The organism is Desulfobacter hydrogenophilus, assembly GCF_004319545.1.
GTDB lineage: Bacteria > Desulfobacterota > Desulfobacteria > Desulfobacterales > Desulfobacteraceae > Desulfobacter > Desulfobacter hydrogenophilus.
Map to the genome: position 1 here is coordinate 3149684 of NZ_CP036313.1, position 21779 is coordinate 3171462.

General features: G+C 47.4%; 17 protein-coding genes and 1 CRISPR repeat array. Of the genes, 4 read left to right on the forward strand and 13 right to left on the reverse strand.

Annotation, left to right across the window (positions count from 1 at the left end; genetic code table 11):
* The 3 genes from EYB58_RS14020 (at position 1) to EYB58_RS14030 (ending at position 2987) form a co-directional block, all read left to right on the forward strand.
* Positions 1-186: a TRAP transporter large permease subunit gene (locus EYB58_RS14020; protein ID WP_111953397.1), complete on the forward strand. Its 186-nt coding sequence runs from the start codon at positions 1-3 to the stop codon at positions 184-186.
* 141 nt (positions 187-327) lie between these two features.
* Positions 328-1737, forward strand: a complete 1410-nt coding sequence (locus tag EYB58_RS14025; RefSeq protein ID WP_111953395.1) for an FAD-binding oxidoreductase — start codon at positions 328-330, stop codon at positions 1735-1737.
* On the forward strand, positions 1734-2987 hold the full coding sequence (locus tag EYB58_RS14030) for a (Fe-S)-binding protein (protein WP_111953393.1): 1254 nt from the start codon (positions 1734-1736) through the stop codon (positions 2985-2987). The genes EYB58_RS14025 and EYB58_RS14030 overlap by 4 nt, the downstream gene beginning before the upstream one ends.
* Before the next feature lie 95 nt (positions 2988-3082).
* Here EYB58_RS14030 and EYB58_RS14035 read toward each other — a convergent pair whose 3' ends face one another.
* The 4 genes from EYB58_RS14035 to betB all read right to left on the reverse strand — a co-directional run bounded on the left by EYB58_RS14035 (position 3083) and on the right by betB (position 8497).
* On the reverse strand, positions 3083-4039 hold the full coding sequence (locus EYB58_RS14035) for an ABC transporter substrate-binding protein (protein WP_111953391.1): 957 nt from the start codon (positions 4037-4039) through the stop codon (positions 3083-3085).
* Between the two features lie 65 nt (positions 4040-4104).
* On the reverse strand, positions 4105-5778 hold the full coding sequence (betA, locus tag EYB58_RS14040) for a choline dehydrogenase (protein ID WP_111953389.1): 1674 nt from the start codon (positions 5776-5778) through the stop codon (positions 4105-4107).
* 3 nt (positions 5779-5781) lie between these two features.
* A complete protein-coding gene (locus EYB58_RS24480; protein ID WP_111953387.1) occupies positions 5782-6582 on the reverse strand; it encodes a FadR/GntR family transcriptional regulator in 801 nt (266 codons plus the stop codon).
* 448 nt (positions 6583-7030) lie between these two features.
* Entirely contained in the window at positions 7031-8497 is a 1467-nt protein-coding gene (gene betB, locus EYB58_RS14050; protein ID WP_111953385.1) for a betaine-aldehyde dehydrogenase, read from the reverse strand.
* A gap of 268 nt (positions 8498-8765) precedes the next feature.
* Here betB and EYB58_RS14055 point away from each other — a divergent pair, with 268 nt between their 5' ends.
* Entirely contained in the window at positions 8766-11225 is a 2460-nt protein-coding gene (locus EYB58_RS14055) for a PAS domain S-box protein (RefSeq protein ID WP_111953383.1), read from the forward strand.
* 267 nt (positions 11226-11492) lie between these two features.
* Positions 11493-12118: direct repeats of the CRISPR family, unit length 33 nt; unit sequence GTTTCAATCCACGCCCCCGCATGGGGGGCGACA.
* Positions 12119-12342: 224 nt separating this feature from the next.
* On the opposite strand, the gene cas2 is transcribed toward EYB58_RS14055, so the two are convergent.
* The 9 genes from cas2 to EYB58_RS23515 are packed head-to-tail and all read right to left on the reverse strand — an operon-like array spanning position 12343 to position 21169.
* A complete protein-coding gene (gene cas2, locus EYB58_RS14060) occupies positions 12343-12630 on the reverse strand; it encodes a CRISPR-associated endonuclease Cas2 (RefSeq protein WP_111953381.1) in 288 nt (95 codons plus the stop codon).
* 14 nt (positions 12631-12644) lie between these two features.
* Positions 12645-13676, reverse strand: a complete 1032-nt coding sequence (gene cas1c, locus EYB58_RS14065; protein ID WP_111953379.1) for a type I-C CRISPR-associated endonuclease Cas1c — start codon at positions 13674-13676, stop codon at positions 12645-12647.
* Positions 13673-14323: a CRISPR-associated protein Cas4 gene (gene cas4 / locus EYB58_RS14070; RefSeq protein WP_111953377.1), complete on the reverse strand. Its 651-nt coding sequence runs from the start codon at positions 14321-14323 to the stop codon at positions 13673-13675. Before cas4 ends, cas1c begins: the two co-directional genes overlap by 4 nt.
* On the reverse strand, positions 14323-15138 hold the full coding sequence (locus EYB58_RS14075; protein WP_111953435.1) for a Fic family protein: 816 nt from the start codon (positions 15136-15138) through the stop codon (positions 14323-14325). The genes cas4 and EYB58_RS14075 overlap by 1 nt, the downstream gene beginning before the upstream one ends.
* A gap of 16 nt (positions 15139-15154) precedes the next feature.
* Positions 15155-16006, reverse strand: a complete 852-nt coding sequence (gene cas7c, locus EYB58_RS14080; RefSeq protein ID WP_111953375.1) for a type I-C CRISPR-associated protein Cas7/Csd2 — start codon at positions 16004-16006, stop codon at positions 15155-15157.
* Between the two features lie 14 nt (positions 16007-16020).
* The gene (cas8c, locus tag EYB58_RS14085) at positions 16021-18012 is read right to left on the reverse strand and encodes a type I-C CRISPR-associated protein Cas8c/Csd1 (RefSeq protein ID WP_111953373.1); all 1992 of its coding nucleotides are present in this window, start codon (positions 18010-18012) and stop codon (positions 16021-16023) included.
* On the reverse strand, positions 18009-18713 hold the full coding sequence (gene cas5c, locus EYB58_RS14090) for a type I-C CRISPR-associated protein Cas5c (RefSeq protein WP_111953371.1): 705 nt from the start codon (positions 18711-18713) through the stop codon (positions 18009-18011). The genes cas8c and cas5c overlap by 4 nt, the downstream gene beginning before the upstream one ends.
* A gap of 12 nt (positions 18714-18725) precedes the next feature.
* Positions 18726-20405 (reverse strand): CRISPR-associated helicase Cas3', encoded by a 1680-nt coding sequence (gene cas3 / locus EYB58_RS14095; protein WP_242637361.1) that lies wholly within the window; start codon positions 20403-20405, stop codon positions 18726-18728.
* Between the two features lie 32 nt (positions 20406-20437).
* Positions 20438-21169, reverse strand: coding sequence for a CRISPR-associated endonuclease Cas3'' (locus tag EYB58_RS23515; protein WP_207309051.1), 732 nt, complete (start codon positions 21167-21169; stop codon positions 20438-20440).
* Positions 21170-21779 lie beyond the last annotated feature (610 nt).

Below are 21779 nucleotides of genomic sequence, written 5' to 3' on the forward strand. Positions count from 1 at the left end.
ATTTTATTTCTTTTTATTGGATCGTTACTGGACACGCCTGCAGCCATAGTTATTATATTTTTCATACTGGAACCTCTTGCAGTGAATCTGGGCATTGATGCCATTCACCTGGGGGCCGTGATTGTAGTGAACGTTGTCATCGGTTTTATTACCGCGCCGTTTGGTTGCAACCTGTTTGTGGCCTAAACCATTACCGGACGAAGGCTGGGGCTGGTGAGTAAGTCGGTGACGCCCTTTTTACTGGTTTGCCTGCTGGGGTTGATGATGGTGACTTATACCCCAGATTACCCTGGTCCTGCCGGCAATGTTCAACTAGGAAGCTGATTTATGATATCTGAAAAAGTGATCCAGGAACTCAAAGAGATCTGCGGTTCCAAATTTGTAAGCTGTGAAAAGACCGATCGTGTGTTGTACAGCTATGATGCCACGCGTAAACAATTTCTTCCGGATGTCGTGGTGCATCCGGCGGATGCCCAGGCCGTATCCCGGATCATGACCCTTGCCCACCACCACCGTATTCCGGTTTATCCCAGGGGTTCCGGTACCGGATTCACCGGTGGTGCCCTGCCGGTTCACGGGGGAATGGTTATGGGAATGAGCCGGATGAACCGAATCCTGGATATTGATCAGGAAAATCTTGTGGCCGTGGTGGAACCTGGTGTGGTGACCGGGGATTTTCAAAAGGCCGTGGAGGCGTTGGGTCTGTTTTATCCCCCGGATCCGGCGTCCCTGAAAGTCTCCAGCCTGGGGGGAAACGTGGCCGAATGCGCAGGCGGTCCCCGGTGTGTCAAGTATGGCGTGACTAAGGATTATGTCATCGGCCTGGAGGTCGTGACGCCCACAGGCGACCGCATTGAAACCGGTGGCACCACCATGAAAGGCGTGGTGGGCTACGATCTGACCAAGCTTTTCTGTGGCTCCGAAGGCACCCTGGCCGTTATCACCAAAATTATTTTAAAATTGCTTCCCAAACCCCAGGCCAAGAAGACCATGCTGGTGGTGTTTGATGCCATTGACGGTGCGGCCAAGGCCGTATCCGCCATTATCCGTGAAAAGATCATTCCCGCGACCCTGGAATTCATGGACGGTCGGACATTGGACTGCCTCAGGCAGACCGCAGGGCTGTCTATGCCGGAAGCCGCCGGAGCGGCCCTGATTATAGAGGTGGACGGGGACAGGGAGTTTCTGGACAAACAGACCCAAAGAATACTGACGGTGATCGAATCCCTGGGCGTTTTGGAGAACCGGGTGGCCAATACGTTTGAGGAAAGCGAAGAGATCTGGAAGATCCGCAGAGCGATTTCTCCTTCATTAAAAAAGCTTGGACTGGAAAAGTTCAACGAAGATATTTGTGTGCCCAGGTCCAGGCTGCCGGAGATGATCCGTCGGATCGAAAAAATTTCCGACCAATATAACCTGCCCATAGTCAACTTCGGTCATGCCGGCGACGGAAATATCCACGTCAACATCATGGCGGATAAAGCCGATGCAAAACAAATGGCCAATGCCGAGCATGCTGTTGAGGCACTGTTCCGGGCCACACTGGCGTTGGGCGGAACCATGAGCGGAGAACACGGCGTTGGTATTATGAAGGCCCCCTACCTTTCCCTGGAGCTGTCAAGCCAGTCGATCCTTTACATGAAAACGCTTAAAAAAGCGCTGGATCCGCATAATATTCTTAATCCGGGCAAAATTTTTCCAGACGATGACGCCCCGCTTCCCGGAGAGATGAAATGAAAGATCTGGAACAATACCGACAGTGGTGCCAGGCCTGTGTCAAGTGCGGTGCCTGTCGGGCCACATGCCCGGTGTTTAAGGCTGAGAACCTGGAAGGCGGTGTCGCCCGGGGGAAAATCACCCTTGTCCAGGCCATGATGGATGGGCAACTCTTTGCCGAAGACAGGCTGGTCCATGATCTGTCCCAGTGCCTGCTGTGCGGCAGCTGCACCAATCTATGTCCCAACCAGGTGCCCACCGCGCAGATCGTGGCGGCGGCTCGCAGGGAAGTGGCTCAGCAAAAGGGGCTGTCCGGATTTGGTAAAGGCGTGGCCACCTTGCTGACGCATAAAACGGCCATGGACTGGATGAGTAAAAGTGGAGATTTGGCTTCCCGGCTTCTGTGCCGGCAGATTCCTGAAACAAGCGGCTTAAGACTGCGGTTTCCTGTGCCGGGCATCCCCCGGGAACGCACCTTGCCCAAGCCGTCATTCAAACCCTTTTTGAAGCGGGATATCCGTCAGACGGTTTCCCCATCAGCAAGTCCCAGGGTACTTTTTTTCGTAGGCTGCGGTATCAATTACCTATACCCAGAAATTGGTGAGTGTCTAGTTCGTATTCTCAACTTCATGGGGGTTCATGTGACCCTCACCGATGAACAGGGCTGCTGCGGGCTTCCCGCCTTGTCCGCCGGTGCGGGAGATGCGGTAAAAATTCTTGCCCAAAGAAATTTGAAGGCTTTGAAACTTCACGCCTTTGACTATGTACTCACAGCCTGTGCTTCCTGCCACGGCACTCTGGCCGGGATTTATCCCACGCTTGGGGCCGACTACCAGCCCTTTGCCGAAAAGACCCGGGACGTCATGGATTTTTTGATGGATATGGACCTGGCCGGCCGACTGGCATCTTTGCCCCGGTCAGAGGAGCGGATTAAGGTCACCTACCACGATCCCTGCCACCTGCGAAATCACGGCTTGACCCGGGCTCCCAGGCTGCTGCTTTCCGCATTGCCCCAGGTCGACTATGTTGAGATGGTGGATGCGGCAACCTGTTGCGGTCTGGGCGGGACCTTCTCCATACACCATTACGAAACCAGCCAAAAGATCGGCAACCAAAAGGCAAACCATGTTGCCCAGAGCGGGGCTGAAATTGTTGCAACGGCTTGTCCGGGATGCATGATTCAGCTTCAGGACAGTCTTAATCGCCAAAATATTTCTGCCAGGGCAGTTCATCTTCTGGAACTTGTATGCCAGGCACTGCCAGTCAAATAACACAGTTTTTTTGTTCAGGCCCTACTTTACGCCAACTATCAGCAAAGGGGCCGTCCAACTGGACGGCTCCTTTGACATGCGAAAATCAGTGAAACTTATTCTCCGACATTTTCAAGGGCGATTGCAAAGACCGGGGCCGCAGGTTTACCATCTGTGGCGGTCACGTTTTTAAGCCAACCCCGGTAGGTATCGGGGTGCTGTTTGAGCCACAGCAGGCCCGCATCCCGGGGGGATAGACCTTTCTGGGTGTGCAACGAGGTCATAATCTGGTTGATCATAGCGATGGGAAAGGTGAAGTTTTTCAGGAAAGTTGCCACATTGGGCATATCTTTGTCAAAACCTTTGCGGGTGTTGGTCCAGACCGTGGCGGTTCCGTCGTCTCCGCCAAAGGTTTCTGAGGTGCTGCCGGTCAGATAACTCATATCAATGCGTTCGTTCATGCTGTGGGGTGCCCATCCCAGGAATACAATGGGTTTGTTTTGCTGAGCAAATGACTGAACTTGGGCCAGCATGGCCATTTCGCTGGAGGCAACCAGTTTGAATTTGCCCAGGCCGAACATATTTTTGTCGATCATGCTCTGGATGACCTGGTTGCCGTCGTTGCCGGCTTCAATGCCGTAGATTCTCCAGTCAAGCTCATCGCCGAACTTCACAATGTCTTTGAAATCCTTAAGCCCCTGGGCCATGCAGAAGGAGGGAACGGCCAGCGTGTATTTAGCGCCGGGCATATTGGCCGTATACTGGATCACGCTGCCATTTTCAAAATATTTGTTCGCGATGTTGGCCATGGTCGGCATCCAGTTGCCAAGGAAAAAATCTACATCCCCTTTGGACAGGGCCATGTAGGTGATGGGCACTGACATGGTCAGGTTTTGTGCGTCATACCCGATGCTGTCAAGAACGGCCACTGCCAGCTCTGTTTTAATGGTCACTCCGGTCCAGCCCACGCTGGCGATTTTTATTTTGGGCGACTTGTCGGCAAAGGCCGTTCCCCAGGTAAGAACTGCTGCAATGAATACGGTGATTATGATTCGGCTTGTCTTGCGTAACATAAACTCTCCTTATATTTATTTTTAAAACGATGGCCGGGCTGCTGATAAGGGCCGGGCCATGGTGGCTACTTTTTCTCGGCGCTTACCGCTCCGGCGCCGTGCTTGTAATAGTCGGCAAATTCCGGCTGAAGCAACGTGTTGCCAAGAATTAGATCCGCAGCTTTTTCAGCGATCATCATGACCGGTGAATAAATGTTGCCGTTGGTGATATAGGGCATAACGGATGCATCAACAGCGTAAAGACCTTCGGTGCCGTGAACCTGCATGGTATCCGGGTCAACCACAGACCTCTTGTCTTTGCCCATTTTACAGGTGCACGAGGGATGAAGTGCCGTTTCTCCGTCAGCCGCTACCCAGTCAAGAATCTGTTCATCGGTCTCCACCGAAGGCCCCGGCGACAGTTCGCCTTTGTTGAAGCGATCAAACGCCGGCCGGCTCATGATTTGACGGGCGGTCCTAACAGCCTCCACCCACTCTTTGCGGTCCTGTTGTGTTGACAGGTAGTTGAACCGCATGGACGGATGCCGGAATGGATTCTTTGACTTGATTTTGATCTCTCCTCTGGCATCAGAGTACATTGGGCCGATGTGGACCTGGTATCCATGGTCCGTGCTCGGGGAGGAGCCGTCGTACCGGATGGCCACGGGCAGAAAATGGAACTGGATATTGGGGTAGGCCACTGTCTCGTTGCTGCGGATAAATCCGCCGGCCTCAAAATGGTTGGAGGCTGCAGCTCCTTTTTTGTGGAAAAGCCACTGATAACCAATTCGCGGTTTGTTGTACCATTTCAGGGCCGGGGCCATTGATACGGGTTCTTTGCACCCATACTGGACGTACACTTCCAGATGATCCTGGAGATTTTGGCCTACGCCGGGCAGGTCGTGAACTACGGGGATGTTAAGATCCTTGAGCAGCCCGGCGTCTGCAATGCCGGAAAGCTGAAGCAGCTGGGGCGTGTTAATGGCCCCGCCGCAGCAAATGATATGACGTGCGTATGCGGTTTCGCTTCGATTTTTCCCCCGTGAAAAGGTGACCCCTTCGGCCCGTTTACCGTTAAACAGGATACGGGTGGCCATGGCACGCATGATCAGTTTAAGATTTTTGCGATGCTTGACCGGATGGTAGTAGGCCCGGGCCGCACTCCAGCGCTTACCTTGTTTGATGTTCCGGTCAAAGGGGGCAAACCCTTCCTGGCAAAATCCGTTCACGTCCTTGGTCAATGGAAAACCCGCCTCCTGAACCGCCTTGAAAAATGCCTGGAACAACGGATTGGTACACGGACCGATCTCCAGGTTCAAGGGCCCCTGTTTGCCGTGGTACTTGTCCGGCCTGGCCATTCTGTCTTCCAGTCGTTTGAAATAGGGCAGGCAATGGGCATAGTCCCAGTTTTCCATGCCTTTATCCTTTGACCACCGCTGGTAATCCAGGGCATTGCCCCGGATATAAATCATACCGTTAATGGAGCTCGATCCGCCAAGCACCTTTCCCCGGCCATGGAAAATCCGCCGGTTGTTCATGAAAGGTTCCGGGTCGGATTCATAGCACCAGTCATACCATTTATTGCCCAGGGGGACGGTGAGTCCTGCGGGCATGTGGATAAACAGATCCCATATATAGTCCGGACGTCCGGCATCCAGCACCAGTACCCGGTTGTCAGGAGACGCGCTCAGTCTGTTGGCCAGGGCACAACCGGCTGATCCGCCTCCGATGATAATATAATCATATTGTTTTTTTGTCATAAATTAACTGCTCCTTATGTTGCTTTTTGTATCGGATGCACAGGGCTGTACTGTTTTGTGCTGGAACACCGTATCTCCGAATTGCTTGCGAAGACATTGCTCCAGTAACACATACCAATGGCCGTACAGTCTGGTGCCCCTTTGAAAATCCCTCTCCCTGACGGCCAGGACTACATTTTTCCAGTTCTGGGCAATGGCATTACGCACGGATGGTGTCTGGTAGACGACAAATTCATAGGACCGGAAGGTGAGCTGAACAGATCGCATCATCCATTCAAAAAAGGGATTTTCAGTCATTTTTACCATGAGTAGGTTCAGATTTTTGTCAATGGCGGAAATCTGCTCATAATCTGGGGTTTGGGTCCGGCACAACAAGACCAGTTCATCGGCCAGTGCGTCCAAACGGTCAATATCAGACGGCTTCCCATTGGTCACGGCTGCGGCCAAAACCGCCTGGTCCATGGCATATTGGAATTCCAGCAGTTTTGCCAGGGGCATCTGCTGGTGTTTGATCATTACAGCCAGCTGGTCAATGGTATCATTGATGTCCATCTCCCGGATGTAGTAACCGCCCCGGGCTCCTTTTCTGGCCTCTAAAAGCCCTTTTTGTTTCAACGCCCCCAATGCTTCCCGCACTGATCCCCGGCTGGTTTTAAACGCATCCTGCAGTTCTCGCTCGCTGGGAAGCCGGTCTCCGGGCAGGAAAATATTGTCCAGAATAGCCGCCTCAATCTGAAGCCGGATGGCTTCGGATTTATTGGTACTCGTGACCGGTTGGAAATTGATGCGATGGTTTGTGTTCATTAATGTCCTACCATTAAAGTGATTTGATGCGTTATATTTGTTTGGTTAAAATAATCATATAGATGTTTTTAATTGAAATAATATTTATTATTAGTTAGTTAAATTTTATTGTTTATTCTTGTTTTAATTTCTTTTGGTTCGACCTTAATGAGGGTATAGATGTGTTAAGATGAAGTCAAGTCCTTTTTTGGCCCGTGTGTGCAGGCAAAAAACAGCTTAAGGCAGACTGATGCGTGGGCTAGTTGATCTGGATAAAAAAAGCCGTGGTGCAATATTATATGCGTCACGGCTGTCATGCTTAGGAAAGATTCCGAAAGAACTTAACCTGGGAGCGCGGGCGTCCCGCCCGCATCTTTATAAGACTTGCAGGCGGGACGTCCGCGCTCCCGTATAGCAAAATGGGTAAGTTATTTAATCTGCGCTCCTTAATGAGCTGTGTGAAAAAAAGTTAGAAAGGGGATTCGATGGGCCCCATGCCCATGTACACAGACTTCACCTGGGTATAGTGACGGATGGTTTCAGTGCCGTTTTCCCGGCCAATGCCCGAGTGTTTGTATCCGCCCACAGCCATCTGGGCCGGAGAGTTGCCATAGGCATTGATCCAGCAGATGCCTGCTTCAAGCTGGTGGATCACCCGGTGGGCCCGCTGAATATCTTTGGTAAATACCCCGGCTGCCAGACCAAAGTGTGTGGCATTGGCCCGTTGAATCACTGTCTCTTCGTTGTCAAACCCAAGTACCGCCATCACCGGGCCGAAGATCTCTTCTTTGACAATGGTCATCTCATCGGTACAGTCGGAAAATACCACGGGGGGGACAAAATAACCGTTGCGGATATGTTCGGGCAGATCGGGCAGGGTGTCTCCGCATAACTGGGTTGCACCCTGTTGCCGTGCAGATTCAATAAAGGCAAGCACCTTGTCCCGGTGGTCCTTGGATATCAGGGCGCCAAAGTTGGTTGAAAGGTCCATGGGGTCGCCCATTTTAATGTTGGCCCGGATCCGTGACAAAAGCCTTTCCAAGAACAAGGGTTTTATTTTTTCATGGACAAAGACCCGGGTACAGTTGGTGCAGATTTCTCCCTGGGTGTAGAAGTTTCCTAACATGGCCGCACTGACAGCATCGTCTATGTTCGCATCCTCAAATACGATTAACGGGGATTTGCCCCCAAGTTCCATGGTCACATCTTTAAGGGTTGTGGCCGCACTGGTCATCACCTTTTTTCCTGTACCCACCTCGCCGGTAAACGAAACCTTTTCAATGCCTGGGCATCCTGTGAGCCACTGCCCCACACCTGCAGCCCCTTGGACAACGTTGAATACCCCGTCGGGTACACCGGCCTCGGTGTACACCCGGGCCAGTTCCAGCGCGCCTCTGGGTGTCTCTTCAGAGGGTTTGAAAATCATGCTGTTGCCGCAGGCAAGGGCAGGTCCTGATTTCCAGCAGGCAATCTGGATGGGATAATTCCAGGCGCCGATGCCGGCACACACCCCCAAAGGTTCCCTGCGGGTATAGTAAAAATCCCGGCCAAGGTCCTGCTGACAGCCTTCAATGCCCGGTGCGATACCTGCAAAAAACTCAATGACCTCGGCTCCGGTGACCACGTCTACCTCGGCAGCCTCCTGCAGGGGTTTTCCAGTGTCCAAAACTTCAATCCGGGCCAGTTCATCATTTTTTCCCTGCAGAATGGACACAGCTTTCATGAGAATCCGGCTGCGCTGTACAGCATCCATGGCCGACCAGATTTGAAATCCTTTTTTTGCACTTTCCACAGCGACATTCAGCACAGATTCGTCTGCCACTTCCATCTGGTAGATCTCTTCTCCTGTGGCAGGATTGAGCACGGGAAAACGTTCTCCGGTTTTGTTATCCATAAACCTGCCGTGAACGTAATTTTTATATAAACGATCTGACATTCGATATCATCCTTTCATTTGTTTGGGTTGGGACAAACCATACTAGGATCGATTTTTTTTGTCAAAAAGCCCTGGCCGGACATCTTTTATGCCACAAGTCCTTGGTTTTGATTTACTTCATTTTATTGGAATGATATTCTCTAATTGTCAATTCATGGGGCGTAAACAAAAAAGAGTTTCAATGATATCCGGCGATAAATCGTCGGGGAAGTAATCTGTCCATCTGCAAATTGTTTTCAGCACGCAGCAGGCCATACTGGAGTCTTTTATGAATTTCAATGATCCGGATCGCATTTTATTTGCCATAGAAGAAATCGAAGCGATAATCAATATACAATCCGATGCTGATGACGTCTTAGATCAAATTCTTAAAAAATTGCTTGAACTCTTTTCATGCGATCGGGCCTGGTTGTTCTATCCTTGTAATCCTAATCTGTCGACATTTAAAGTGGCACATGAGAGAACAACACCCTTGTTTCCTGGTGCTAAGACTTTGAATGCAACCGTACCGATGACCCGTGATATGGCAGAATACTGCAAGCGGGCACTCTCAAATAGTGGGTGTCCGGAAATTGATCCACCCTCAGGTCAGAAAATGAGCAATGATATTGCGCTGAAATTCGATGTTAAATCCCTGATATTCATGGCATTGAAATTCCAAAATGATGACGCTTGGATGTTTGGCATGCATCATTGCGAAATCAACCATCACTGGGATGATAATGAGATGTCACTTTTTAAAATAATCGGGCAGAGAATTACAAAATTAATTGAAACTGTAATTCTCATTAAACAAATAACAGAGAGTGAAAAAAAGTATCGCCAATTATTTGATACCGTTTCTGATGCCATCTATCTAATATCTGACACAGGGAGGATTATTGATGCCAATCAAGGTGCATGTACTTGTTTGGATAAGAAGAAAGAAGAAATACTTGAGCTGTATATAGATGATGTGGATCAAAATTTTTCAGTGGAGGACTTTTTATCTTTTTGGGATAAGGAGCCGTTTAATACGCCTAAAAAAATTGAATCCATTCATAAAATAAAAAATGGTGATTTAATATCGGTCGAAGTTATAAGCCAAAAAATCAGATTCGAGAATAAAACATGTTATTATGGTATCGCAAAGGATATTACAGCGCGTCAGAAAACGGAGAAGTCCTTGAAAGAAAGTGAAAAAAGATTTCGAAACTTGATGGAGAATGTAGATACTGTCGCTGTCCAGGGATATGGGTTTGATGGTACTACTCAGTACTGGAACAAAGCATCGGAGAGGCTTTATGGATATACACGGCAAGAGGCTATTGGTTGCAGTCTTCTTGATTTGATTATCCCACCTGAAATGAGGCATGGCGTCGCTGAAGCGATGCGTCAAATGGCGGAGTCAGGCCGGCCCATCCCTTCGGGAGAACTGTTGCTGATGCATAAAGATGGTTCACGCGTACCGGTTATCTCCCATCATACCATTGTCAAGGTACCGGGGCGTGAACAGGAACTCTTTTGCCTTGATATTGATATCACCGAACGTAAGCAGGCCGATGCAGAACGGGAGAAACTTCAGAAACAGCTCAACCAGGCTCAGAAAATGGAAGCCGTTGGGCGACTGGCCGGGGGGGTGGCCCATGACTTTAATAATATGCTGGGGGTGATACTGGGATATGTGGAATTGGCCTTTGAGAAAATAGATCCTAATCAGGCGCTGTATTCCGATCTCAAAGAAATACAAAACGCTGCCGAACGGTCTGCTGATCTGACAAAACAATTGTTGACCTTTGCCCGAAAACAGATTATTGCCCCGGAAGTGCTTGACTTGAACGATGCTGTAGATAATATGCTCAAAATGCTGCGCAGGCTCATTGGTGAGGATATTGATCTGTCATGGTTACCTGCCGATCCGTTGTGGTCGGTCAAAATAGATCCAAGCCAGCTCAATCAAATCCTGGCCAATCTGTGTGTCAATGCACGGCATGCCATTGCCGATGTCGGGAAACTCACCATTGAAACTCAAATGAAGACTTTTGATCAGATTTATTGTTCAGGCCATGCAGGATTTATAACCGGAGACTATGTGATGCTGGCGGTGACGGATAATGGCTGCGGCATGAACAAAGAGACGTTGAACAATTTGTTTGAACCGTTTTTTACCACTAAAAATATGGATGAAGGCACTGGGCTTGGCCTTGCCATAATTTACGGTATCGTTAAACAGAATAACGGCTTTATCAATGTCTACAGCGAACCGGGGCAGGGAACCTCTTTCAAAATATATCTGCCCCGGTTTCACGCGTCTGAGGAAGTTCAGGAAGAAATCCTTCCGGAAAAACCGGTCCCGACAGGAAATGAAACCATTCTGCTGGTAGAGGATGAACCCGCCATTCTTAGAATGACAAGGATGATGCTTGAACGTAAGGGATATTCGGTCTTGCCGGCCGGCATCCCTGCTGATGCGATAAGCATAGCCAATGCGTATGTCGGTAAAATACACCTTCTTATGACCGACGTGGTCATGCCTGAAATGAACGGCCGGGATCTGGCAGAAAAAATTACAGTGATGTGTCCTGAAATCAAGTTATTATTCATGTCCGGATATGCAGCCAATGTAATTACCCACCAGGGGGTGCTGGATGACGGGGTTGCCTTTATGCAGAAACCGTTTGCAACTAATGAACTTGCTAAAAAAATTCGGGACGTACTGGATGAACCGCCAAGCATAAATCAAATATAATTATTTTACTGATTGAGGCTTGTATACAATTTTTCATTATCCGGGCCACCGCAAACAATATCTACGATAATTTGCATCAGGCCAGACAGGAAATCAGATCGTTTACTTTTTCAAAAGAGATGAGAAATACCCAAGCTGCCCATGAATAATGTCATTAAATTAATCAGAGAGAGCGATTCTGGACTTACACCTTGAAGCACAGGTTGATGGGTTGCGGATCGCTGGGGGGCGACAATCACGCAATATATGGAAAAATGGGCCTTGGCCGTTTCAATCCACGCCCCCGCATGGGGGGCGACAATGGTTGCCTGCCTCAAAGAGCACGTTCCCGATGTTTCAATCCACGCCCCCGCATGGGGGGCGACATAAATGATGGCCCCTGCACAATTCCCAGTCAATGTTTCAATCCACGCCCCCGCATGGGGGGCGACACCACCAATTAGACTTGATCCAATGCCAGACCCTGTTTCAATCCACGCCCCCGCATGGGGGGCGACTTCTCCTTTTGTGGTGGTTTAAAGAGTTTTTGCTGTTTCAATCCACGCCCCCGCATGGGGGGCGACCAGCTTTAAAATCAAAGGCGAAGTCATGATTATTGTTTCAATCCACGCCCCCGCATGGGGGGCGACCTTCTGCCCTCATCATTAGCACACCCCTTTTTTGTTTCAATCCACGCCCCCGCATGGGGGGCGACAAAATGCAATGGGGTATTTTTTGACACATCAGACGTTTCAATCCACGCCCCCGCATGGGGGGCGACATGTGTCATCAGCGAGCATAAAAGCAGAGGGTGGGTTTCAATCCACGCCCCCGCATGGGGGGCGACCTTGATTGCCCAGGACACTATCAAGCGCCAGTCGGTTTCAATCCACGCCCCCGCATGGGGGGCGACTGTTACTATGTTAACCTGCTATAATTTAACAAAAAGAAATTGTCAAAGAGCGATCCTTCCGAAAATATATGATTTTTAAAATAAATGTGAATTATTAAAGAAAAAAACAATATGATTTCAAAGGGTTTTAAAAATGCGACCCTATGAATATAAAATCCTGCAAAATCCATATATAATTACCTGATTGGGCTTTTGATGAAATTCGAACTTAGGGTTCGCACTTTTTCACAGGATCAGTGGTTCATCAAAATCAATCGACTTTTTGGCCCCGACATGTTCAACCCGCCTTTTCCAGTTTGATCCGAGAAAATAAAATCTTAAACTGTCTATTTCAGGATTTATTTCATCAATCAGGTTTTGCCTTAAAACCGTCCACTGTGCAGGATCGACCACACACTCAAACACAGAGTATTGAACTCTTTGACCATAGTTCTGACATGCTTTTGCAACGCGCCGTAAACGCTTTGCGCCGTTTTCCTCTATGGAGACGTCATAGCTTACCAATACCAGCACAATAACTCCTTGATCTATTTCCAGATAAAAGGCGGGTATCCATCAAGATCCCCACGGATAAACCTTGCCAGAAGCAGGGCCTGGATGAAAAATAAGGTTCCGATCTGGATTTTTTCGTTTAAAAATGGATGAACCAGGCTTTCCTGTTTTCTTTTCTGATACGTCGTCAGAACAGTTTTACGGGTATCATCATCCATATGAACTGCGCCTGACTCTTTTATGGTAAACCCGTCAGGCCTGACCTGGCTCCTGTTGATCATTGACAGTACAAGCCTGTCGGCAAGAAACGGCCTGAACTCCTCCATCATATCCAGGGCAAGACCCGGTCTGCCCGGACGGTCCCGGTGAAGAAAGCCCACTGACGTGTCCAGTCCCACTGACTCCAGGGCTGATCTGATATCATGAACCAGCAGTGTATAAACAAAAGAGAGTAGACAATTCACCCTGTCAGTTGGCGGTCTTCTGTTCCGTCCGGAAAAACCAAAAGCGTCTTTTTGCTGAAAGATCAATTCGTCAAAAACACTGAAATATTGATGGGCAGCGTCTCCCTCAATCCCCCGGAGACTGTCGAGATTGTCTTTCTGCAACTCTTTTCGAATATACATTGACAGCCTGTTGGATACTTTTTTAACAGAGGACTGGTCCATTTTTTCCGAATGATCCCGCAGGCTACGTTCAAGCACAGTTCGGCAGTTTGCAATTTTTCCGGTCAGGACAAAACCTGCCACCTGTGCTGAAACCCCCGGCTTGTCCGCCATCCGGAACTGCTTTCTTCGCAACAGAACATTGCCTGAAACCGGCCCTTTGACCATGGCCAAAAATTTTCCGTATTCGGTCAAAAAGCTTATTGCCACGTCTTTTTCCGCGCAAAATCCCATCAGGTATGGGCTGCACCCGACGGCGCCGAAACAGACAATGCCGTCAAGGGTGTGGATGGGTATCCGCAATACGGTTTTTTGTTCGATTTTAACGGCAACGGTTTCCCCGTCTTTGCCCAGATATGCCCCCTGGGTGGTGACAAACAGCGTATTCAGATGTTTTTTCATTCAATAATATCTTTCCGAACCATTCTTTTTAACCAGGAAGAAACAGTCCGTTTTTTTTCTATGGCCTTTGGCATGCACAATGAAAAAAATGAGCAGGCATCACATTTTTTAGCATACTCAGGCGGTGGGGTTATTCCGGATTCGATCATTGCATGAAGCTGCTTTGCCGCCTCCATGGTCTTATGTCGCAATTTTTCATCAAAAGCCACTTCCAGACGGCGCCTTGTTTTACCATAAAAAAGTGCGCCGGACAGAATGTCGGTATTAAGCATCTCTTCAAGGCAAATGGCCTGGGCACAGAGTTGAAGCTTATCGGACAGATCTTTTTTGGGTTTTCCGCGCTTGTACTCCACAGGGAAGGGGACCCATTTTTGAATGGAAGAATCCGTCCGGTGAAATTCAACCACATCCGCCTTGCCGGTTACGCCCAGACGTGCTGATTTCAGGGGCAGCCCGTATTCCATTTTGATTTTACCCCTGTCTGTCTGATCGCCTCTGTCCACTCTTTCGTGCATGACCCGCCCCTGGGCCGTGAACAGGTTTTCTTCCCACAATTGCTCCACATGAATCAGGGCACACTGCCGCCGGCAGAAAAGAATATGCTGCAGGCCGGATAAAGGCAGATACTCCTTTTCAGGATACACCATTATTGCTCCTTCCCGGCACGTATCTGCTGCTTTTTATGAATCTCATCCACTATGTCCATGGAGGCATTCCAAGCCTGCTTACAAAAAGCAGCAAAGGGTTTTAATGCCTCCGGTTCCGGCAGCAGTTCTTTTCCCTTTTCAATTTGTCCTACGGCATAATGGTATTGGGACAGGGCATCAATATAAGCATTGCGCTGTTCCTTTGGCACAATGACAGGTGGCAGACCGGCCTTTAACACCGGCAGATTTGCAACCAGTCTTGCCATTCTGCCGTTTCCGTCAAAAAAGGGATGGATGCGGACAAAAGACACATGAAGTGAAACATAAGCCTGCAAAGCCGTTTCTTTGTCCCCGGGAACAACAGACACCATAAGCTCATGATACAGCTTAAACCATTGTTCCATAAGTGACGGCACATCTTTGGGTGCCGCATACTCAAAAACCACCTGTTTTTCATTAACCACCCCAACCGTTGAATTGGGCTCTTTTTTCCAGCCTCCCACAGGTTTGTATATGTCAACAATCACATGGGTTTGAACTGCTTTATGGAGGTTGAACAGTGCCTCTTCATTAAAAGGTGTTCCCTGGCCCAACAGACCATAGACCAGCTCAATGGCCCTGGCATGTCCCACCACTTCCTCATGGTCTTTAAGTGGCTTACCCGAAACGGTTAAGCCCTCTTCAAGAACAAAAGCGGTTTCCCCCAGGGTCAGGGTATTGCCCTCAATGGCCGTGGAGGTGTGAGTCCATAGGTTGCGCAGTTGGGTTATCAGGGCTTTTTGGAGGTCTTTGTCCAGGTTTTTTAAAAAATCCATGAAGCGTGGGTCCAATTTAAAATCCATTAATGATTTCAGGTGTTAAACCGTCAAGCGCGCTTTTTAGTTCGTTCTCATCAAAAGAACCATCGGAATTGACCTGCAAGGTGCGATGAACTTTTGCAGAAGAATATTGACCGGATTTATTGTTGTGTTTCCACCAGATGACCTTTTCAACATTCATGCTGCCTTCCGGGCGTGCCGAAGATGCGTCACCTTCAAATAATCTGGGTAAAACATTTTTAATCGTTTCGGCATCTTCATCATTGAATTCGGTTCTTTCTGCAAGTTGGGGGCTCATGGCACCATAGGTCACATAAACAGCTTTGTCCACCCTGTGTTTCATGCCCATGGTATCGGAACTTTTCTTGGTTCCGTCTCCCTCACCGCTCACACTTTTGGTGATTTGGGTACTTGTCACACTGACAGGTTCCACACTGAAAGCGGAATGAAGAGTAACAGGTCCGCGAATTGGTATGGAAACGCCATCATTCTTAGACCCGCTGAAAGCAAAAAGCTGTCCAAAACTTCTTACATCAAGCCATTTCTGACAAGCAAGCTTTGCAGTTTCTTCCGGCTTTGTTTTTTTACTATTGAACGCATCTTTGCCAAGGCCGAACTCTTTTGATTCAGCCCGGTTTCTCAAACTTGTGGAATCATCTTTTTTATTGTCATCGGATTGAACAAATATGGATTGGCCGTCTGCCAGCAGACGATTGCGTATTTTCCTTTTCAGGCAGACATCTGATATTTCGCCAAAACCTTCATAGTCAACCCTTGGCCTGTTACCGTTTAAAGGATCTCCATTGGGGTTTGCATTTTTCACGCTGAAAATTACCGCAAAATCAATTTTGTGTTCAAGACTCATGGTTAGGCTCCTTTTTATTCGTTCTCTTTGTTTTGATTTGATTTATTTTGCCACGCCTGTTTCTGGCAGTGATATCCAAGAAGGAACTCTCCGGACAATGGCTTTTCGCTGGTGAAGTCATCTGGGGAAAATGCCTCAAAGATTGAATCCAGTTCTTTTGTCCTGTTAACTAAAAATCCGGCTCTGTTGGATTTGAGCCTCTGCATATAAGGCTGGAGTGCGAGTTCAATATTACGCCAGGTCGAAAACGGGTGGTCCGCAAACCGTTGCATAAGCCTTGCAGCTGTTGTCGGCCTGTTCTCTCCACCCACATAAAGAGCGGTTTCTTCGATTTTTTCTGCAATAGCCAACAATCGTCCATAAAGATAATCCCTGGTTGTCCTTTCTTCTTCTAAAGCCATTTTGTATTCTCTCCTTTTATTTTGTTGGGGGTGTCGAAGATAAAAACCTTTGTAAAGGGCACAGGTAATCCCAAGATTTCTTTCCCATTCCCATTTTTCACAATTATGCCGGTTACAGGTTCTGCGAACCGAAGAAAGAACAAGATCATGGGGGAAGTGCCTTCCGTCCACAATGCAGGGCAAAATTCGTTCAATGACACCTTTTTTAAGTTTTTCATTGCTTTTGAGAATATTGCCGTAAGCGGCTTCGGCAATGTTTCTGGGAGGCGGGCTGGAAACTGACCAGACAGTTTTTTTTGCGTTTTTCTTTTTACTTTCCGGGGTTGGGACAGTGAAACGCTGGGGCCAGGCAAATTCATAGTGCCATTTTTTCATTCGTTCAAGAAATTCGCTGGCCAGCAGTTCACGATAGTATATGATTCCCATTCGCCCTGGTGTGGCGGAATCAAGGCCCATGATGATAATCTGTTCATTGGGATCTAATTTTGCGCGATAACCCGCCATGTATTTATTAAGCAGATTTGAAAAAGACTCCCCTACGTCTATGGAATAATCCAGAGCAGAATTTTCTTTCTCCTCAGTTTTTTCTTGAAAAACAGGGTCTATATTGAGAAGGTTCCATGTACTTTCAAGCGGTTCTGGAGTCGTTTTGCCGGAAATCGCCCATGACACGAAAACCTGATCCCCATTCCGGAATCCTTGGCGGGAAATCAGCCAGCGTAGTGCATTATGGGCTTTCTGAGTTACCTCATAACTGATACTGGTCGCCTGCCTTCCATTTGGATCAGTAAAACGTCCCCGGAATGTGAACCCGGAAGAGTCATTTGCAGAGACCAGTTTGGCTTTATCCCCGGTGTGGCGGAGTTTGGCTGGGTGGTTAACTGCAATGGGGCTTGAATTTCCAGTTATAAAACAAAAGTCCGAAATATCTCCAGTCCGGGAATTATAGGCAATCCAGCTTTGCTGTAGCCTCTCATCTCGCCAGGTATTGCTTTCTGGTTCCCCTTCTTTTTCAACTGACCAGCAAACCAGAGCATCGCCAGGTTCAATCTCGACCTTGTCTTTATTTTGTCTTTTGTTTTTCGGTATTGCCGGAAGGACTTTAAATATCAGGGGTGGATTCTTATCTTCTTCACCAGGCCAGTATGTCATTAGTTGATTGTTTTCATCAACGTACAATATTTTTGAGGCAATAAGGTCGGCCACCACTTGACCTTTTTTAATATATTTATAAACTGCAACAGCTTTTGGATGACTTTGTTCTGAAGAACACCATGCATTAAGCTGTTTTTCATAGTCTCCAAAAAAACAGCTTTTTCTTCCGCCGTAGCCTGAATAGTCTTTAGCAACGTATTGAATCTTATCTGCCAAAGGATGTGGAGGCGGCAACTTTCCAGAACGCCCTGCAGATTTTTCAGTTGCAGGGAGAATGATTTGGGTACCTTCAAGGACAAGGGCTCTCTTAAAACAACCATCGTCATCAATCACAATATTGATGTGCGCATTTTGCAACGTGTGGCTAATGGGCATTAGTTTATTCTCATCGGATAAGTCTAAACCCGTGCCACTCTCATAGGTGTCGTAAAGTTTGGCCATCCAACTCATAACACGGCCTCCTCTTCATCCACGGGTAAAACATTGTCCCCGAGTCCAAATGGTTTAGGTTCCATTTTGCGGATAAATCGTTTTTTGTCGCAGGTCTCCGGTCGGGGAAAATACAGAACCCCCTTTTTCATGACAGCCTGCCAGAATCGGGTACATAATTCTTTTTTGCCTGTTTCATCAGGATAATCAAAACTATGGAACATCAGTCCGAAGTTTAGTTCATCAATATTATCATAGGCCCCGTCTCCCTCACCAAAAAGGCAGGGCTCCACATATCCCTGACAGTCCCGGGTGCCCAGAAAAATATCCTGGCGCCCGCCTTTTTCAAGCATTCTTTTGGCGATATTGAAATGTTTGCCTTCAATCTGATCCTTTTTCAATTCCGGGCGGAATTCATTCCATTCAAAATGGGCATGAACCTGATATTCTACCTTATGCAGAAAGGTATAAATGGCCAGGGTATTTCCGCCGCCCCAGACCAGGGGCTTTGTCCCTTTGGTTTGGGTTTGAATGGACTTGATGACCCTTATTTTATCCACATACCAGATAATTGTGGGTTTCCAGTAAATGGACTTTAAAACGCCTTTGATCGCTTCATAGGTGGGGATATGGTAACTGCATTTTTCTCCGCCGGTTTTGGTCACCGGGTCGGTGAATAATGCATATCTTCCCCACAGCCTGAAGCTGATGTCATTTCTCATTTATGAGCCTCCTCAAATAATAGGTGTTTCCATTTCATTGACAACTTCAGTGGATACGCCAAATTTCGGATTGTAATGCTGCTCGTCCAGGTAATAGATCTCTTCTCCCTTTTGAACAGGGTGTACGGCCTGGGCTTTGACTAACTTATTCCAGACATTGGGAAACAGGTTGACACTGTATTTTTGTGCTTTTTTCAATAACTCATATGTTTTGGCAGGCTCATATGCTGCACACAGATCTGCCACAATGCTTTTCCCTTCTTTATTATATTGAACAATTACAGCCTGGGTTGGGGCGTCAATGGATTTAAAGATCCTGCCGGCTGTTTTAAAAGACTGCTGCAAACTGAAAGTGGCCTTTTGAGCATCTTTTTCCCGACCGACATTGAGCGGGTTATCACTTAGCAGGTTCAGCAATGTGTCCTGTCTTCCGGCCTGTTTTGCTGTCAAGGGGTACGTCATCTGATCAGCCCGTTCATAAAAATAATAAGAGAAATATCTATCCATGGACATAGGGCTTAAAAAATCTTCATGTCCTTTTTCTTCCAGAACCCGTTTGGCCTTATCCCTGCCTGTTTTTATATCTGTCAGCAAATCAATGGATTCATTGTCAGGGTTGACTACATACACCTGGGAAATGTCATTGTTTCCATTCCGGTTGCAGCGGCCTGCTGCCTGGGCAATGGAGTCGAGACCTGCCAGAAACCGGATCACAGAATTAAAATCAACATCAACGCCTGCTTCAATAAGCTGTGTTGAGATACAAAGTAGCGGAAGTTTGTTATCCAGGCGTTGTCTAATCTCATCCAGAATTTCAGTCCGGTGCGCGGGACAAAGGCTGGTACTTAAATGGAAAACAATATTTCCATCATCCCCTTGGTTCATTAGATCGGCACACATCTCATACAGTTGCCTTGCCCAATCCTTGGTATTTACGATTACAAGGCAATTGCCTTTTTCCTGAACCTGGGCGACCGCCAGATCTGCAATTTGTTCTTTGGTCCAGCCACCCGGCCGGGTTCTGTTTTCAATGTCTACTCTTTTTAGTTCTCTAAATAGGTCAGCTGTATCTCCCGCCAATTCATTTTCTGCAGGAATCTCAAGCGCACCATATTTTTTGTTGACACAGTTAAGCACCGGCTGGGTGGCGGTACAAAGCACCGCAGTGGTTCCGGCATGATCTGTTAAAAATTTAAGTCCGTTGCAAAACAGGTGAATACAGTTAATGGGAAGGCATTGAATTTCATCAAAGATGATAACGGCGTTCGCCAGGTTGTGCATCCGTCTGGGTCCTCTGGTGCCGCCGCCGAATAAAGCCTCAAGAAATTGGACCATCGTGGTGAAAATGACAGGTGCGTCCCAGTTCTCAGAAGATAGTTTGGACTGCCAGGTCTGCTTTTCCGGTTCAAGATTGGAGTGGTGTTCAAGTACCCAGGGATTTTCATCTCCAGCCTGCTCCAACACGTTCCTGATTTCCCGGGCATTCTGGTCAATGATCGACGTATAGGGAATGACATAAATAATGTGATCCAGTTCATGCTTTTGGGCGTGATGAAGGGCATAACGCATGGAAGCAAATGTTTTTCCGCCTCCGGTTGGAACCGTTAACAAATATAGGCCTTGTTGTTTAATCGCGGCTTTCAGGCAATCTTTTGAAATTTTATTTCGTAATTCATCAACCCGGTTGCGCACATTAAAACCAGCCAGCTTTTCTTCCAGCCGGTTTATGGCAATTTGCCAGTCAATTTTTTTTTATTTCGAAATCCCTTATTTTCGGGGCATTCAAAATCTGCGCTGTCAATACGGTCTGCATCAATAAGACAACTGAACAGAAAACGGGTGAAAAATCCAAGCCTGAAATGCTTTAGACGGTCAGGCTCTTTTTTCCCCGGAGAAACAATACCAGCAACTTGCTTTAAAATTTGTTTTAAAAAATTTTCTGTTGCAATGTGTTCAATGCACTCTTTTATTTTCAGATCTGCTGCGTCAAGGCTTGTTTGAAGATGAGTTAATTCATCATTTTTTTGGATTCTTTTCAGAAAACCATTTTTACCTTCTATGCGCAGACAATCAATCATACCTCCGTGATGGGAAGCCAGACATACCGCAAGAATCTGTCCAACTAAATTGCCCTGAGGACCATAACGGTTAAAGCGCTGCCATATCCATTGAGCGCCTGCTGTCGAATGGTCAATTTTGCCTTTAAGATTTTTGGTGTCATTATTTGTATCATCAATATCAGGGTTGAGAAGACCTGTTTCTGTTTTTATATAATTTTGGAAATTAGTGCTGTATTTGCCTAAATCATGGAGCAGGCCAAGCAATTCTCCTGCTTTAGGTAATCCAATTTTCGATGTAAGTTGTTTACAGATATTTGCCACACCCGTTAAATGTTCGTATACTGTTTGTATCTCATCATCGTGGCTGCGGTGGTGGGCAACAAAGTTACTTTTCATGGTGACCCTTTTTTGTTTCAAGAAATAATCTGTTTAAAGTTTCTACGGGATACTTCTGCTTTTTTTAAGATACGCTTGCGCATATATTTCCTTTTTATGAATTAGATTTTCACAAGTTTTAATTCCTGGGCAATGGCATGACTCTGTGTTTGATGCGCAGGACAAGATTATAGCTCCAACTGTTAGGGATGATGTCCAAGTGGCCCACGGTGGTTCGTATTGTGGTGGCAAGCATGAAAAAGGTGGCGGTAAAATGTTTGGTAGCCCGTCTGGGGTTCATGGGCCAGCGCTCGGATGCTGGGGCGGTTTCCGGAAAATCGTGTCTTTTTGAATTTTTATTTGATTGGAAATCAGGATTTTGCCCAATTCTGTTTAAAGCTAACCGTGGCCGATAAGAGTTTGCCGGCCAGCTCAATGCGGTCAGACGGCCCTTTTGGGATACCGATTTTTGAGGCCAATTGTGTCAGAGTCCAGCTGCCTGACCGGCGAAATACGCGGATATTTTCCTCGATAGAGTTTAAGTCTTTGAGCATAAAGTTATAGAAACCATATCGTCTCTTTTGTGTCAATTAATAAAATAGATTTATAGATGTTAACCCTGTTTAATTTT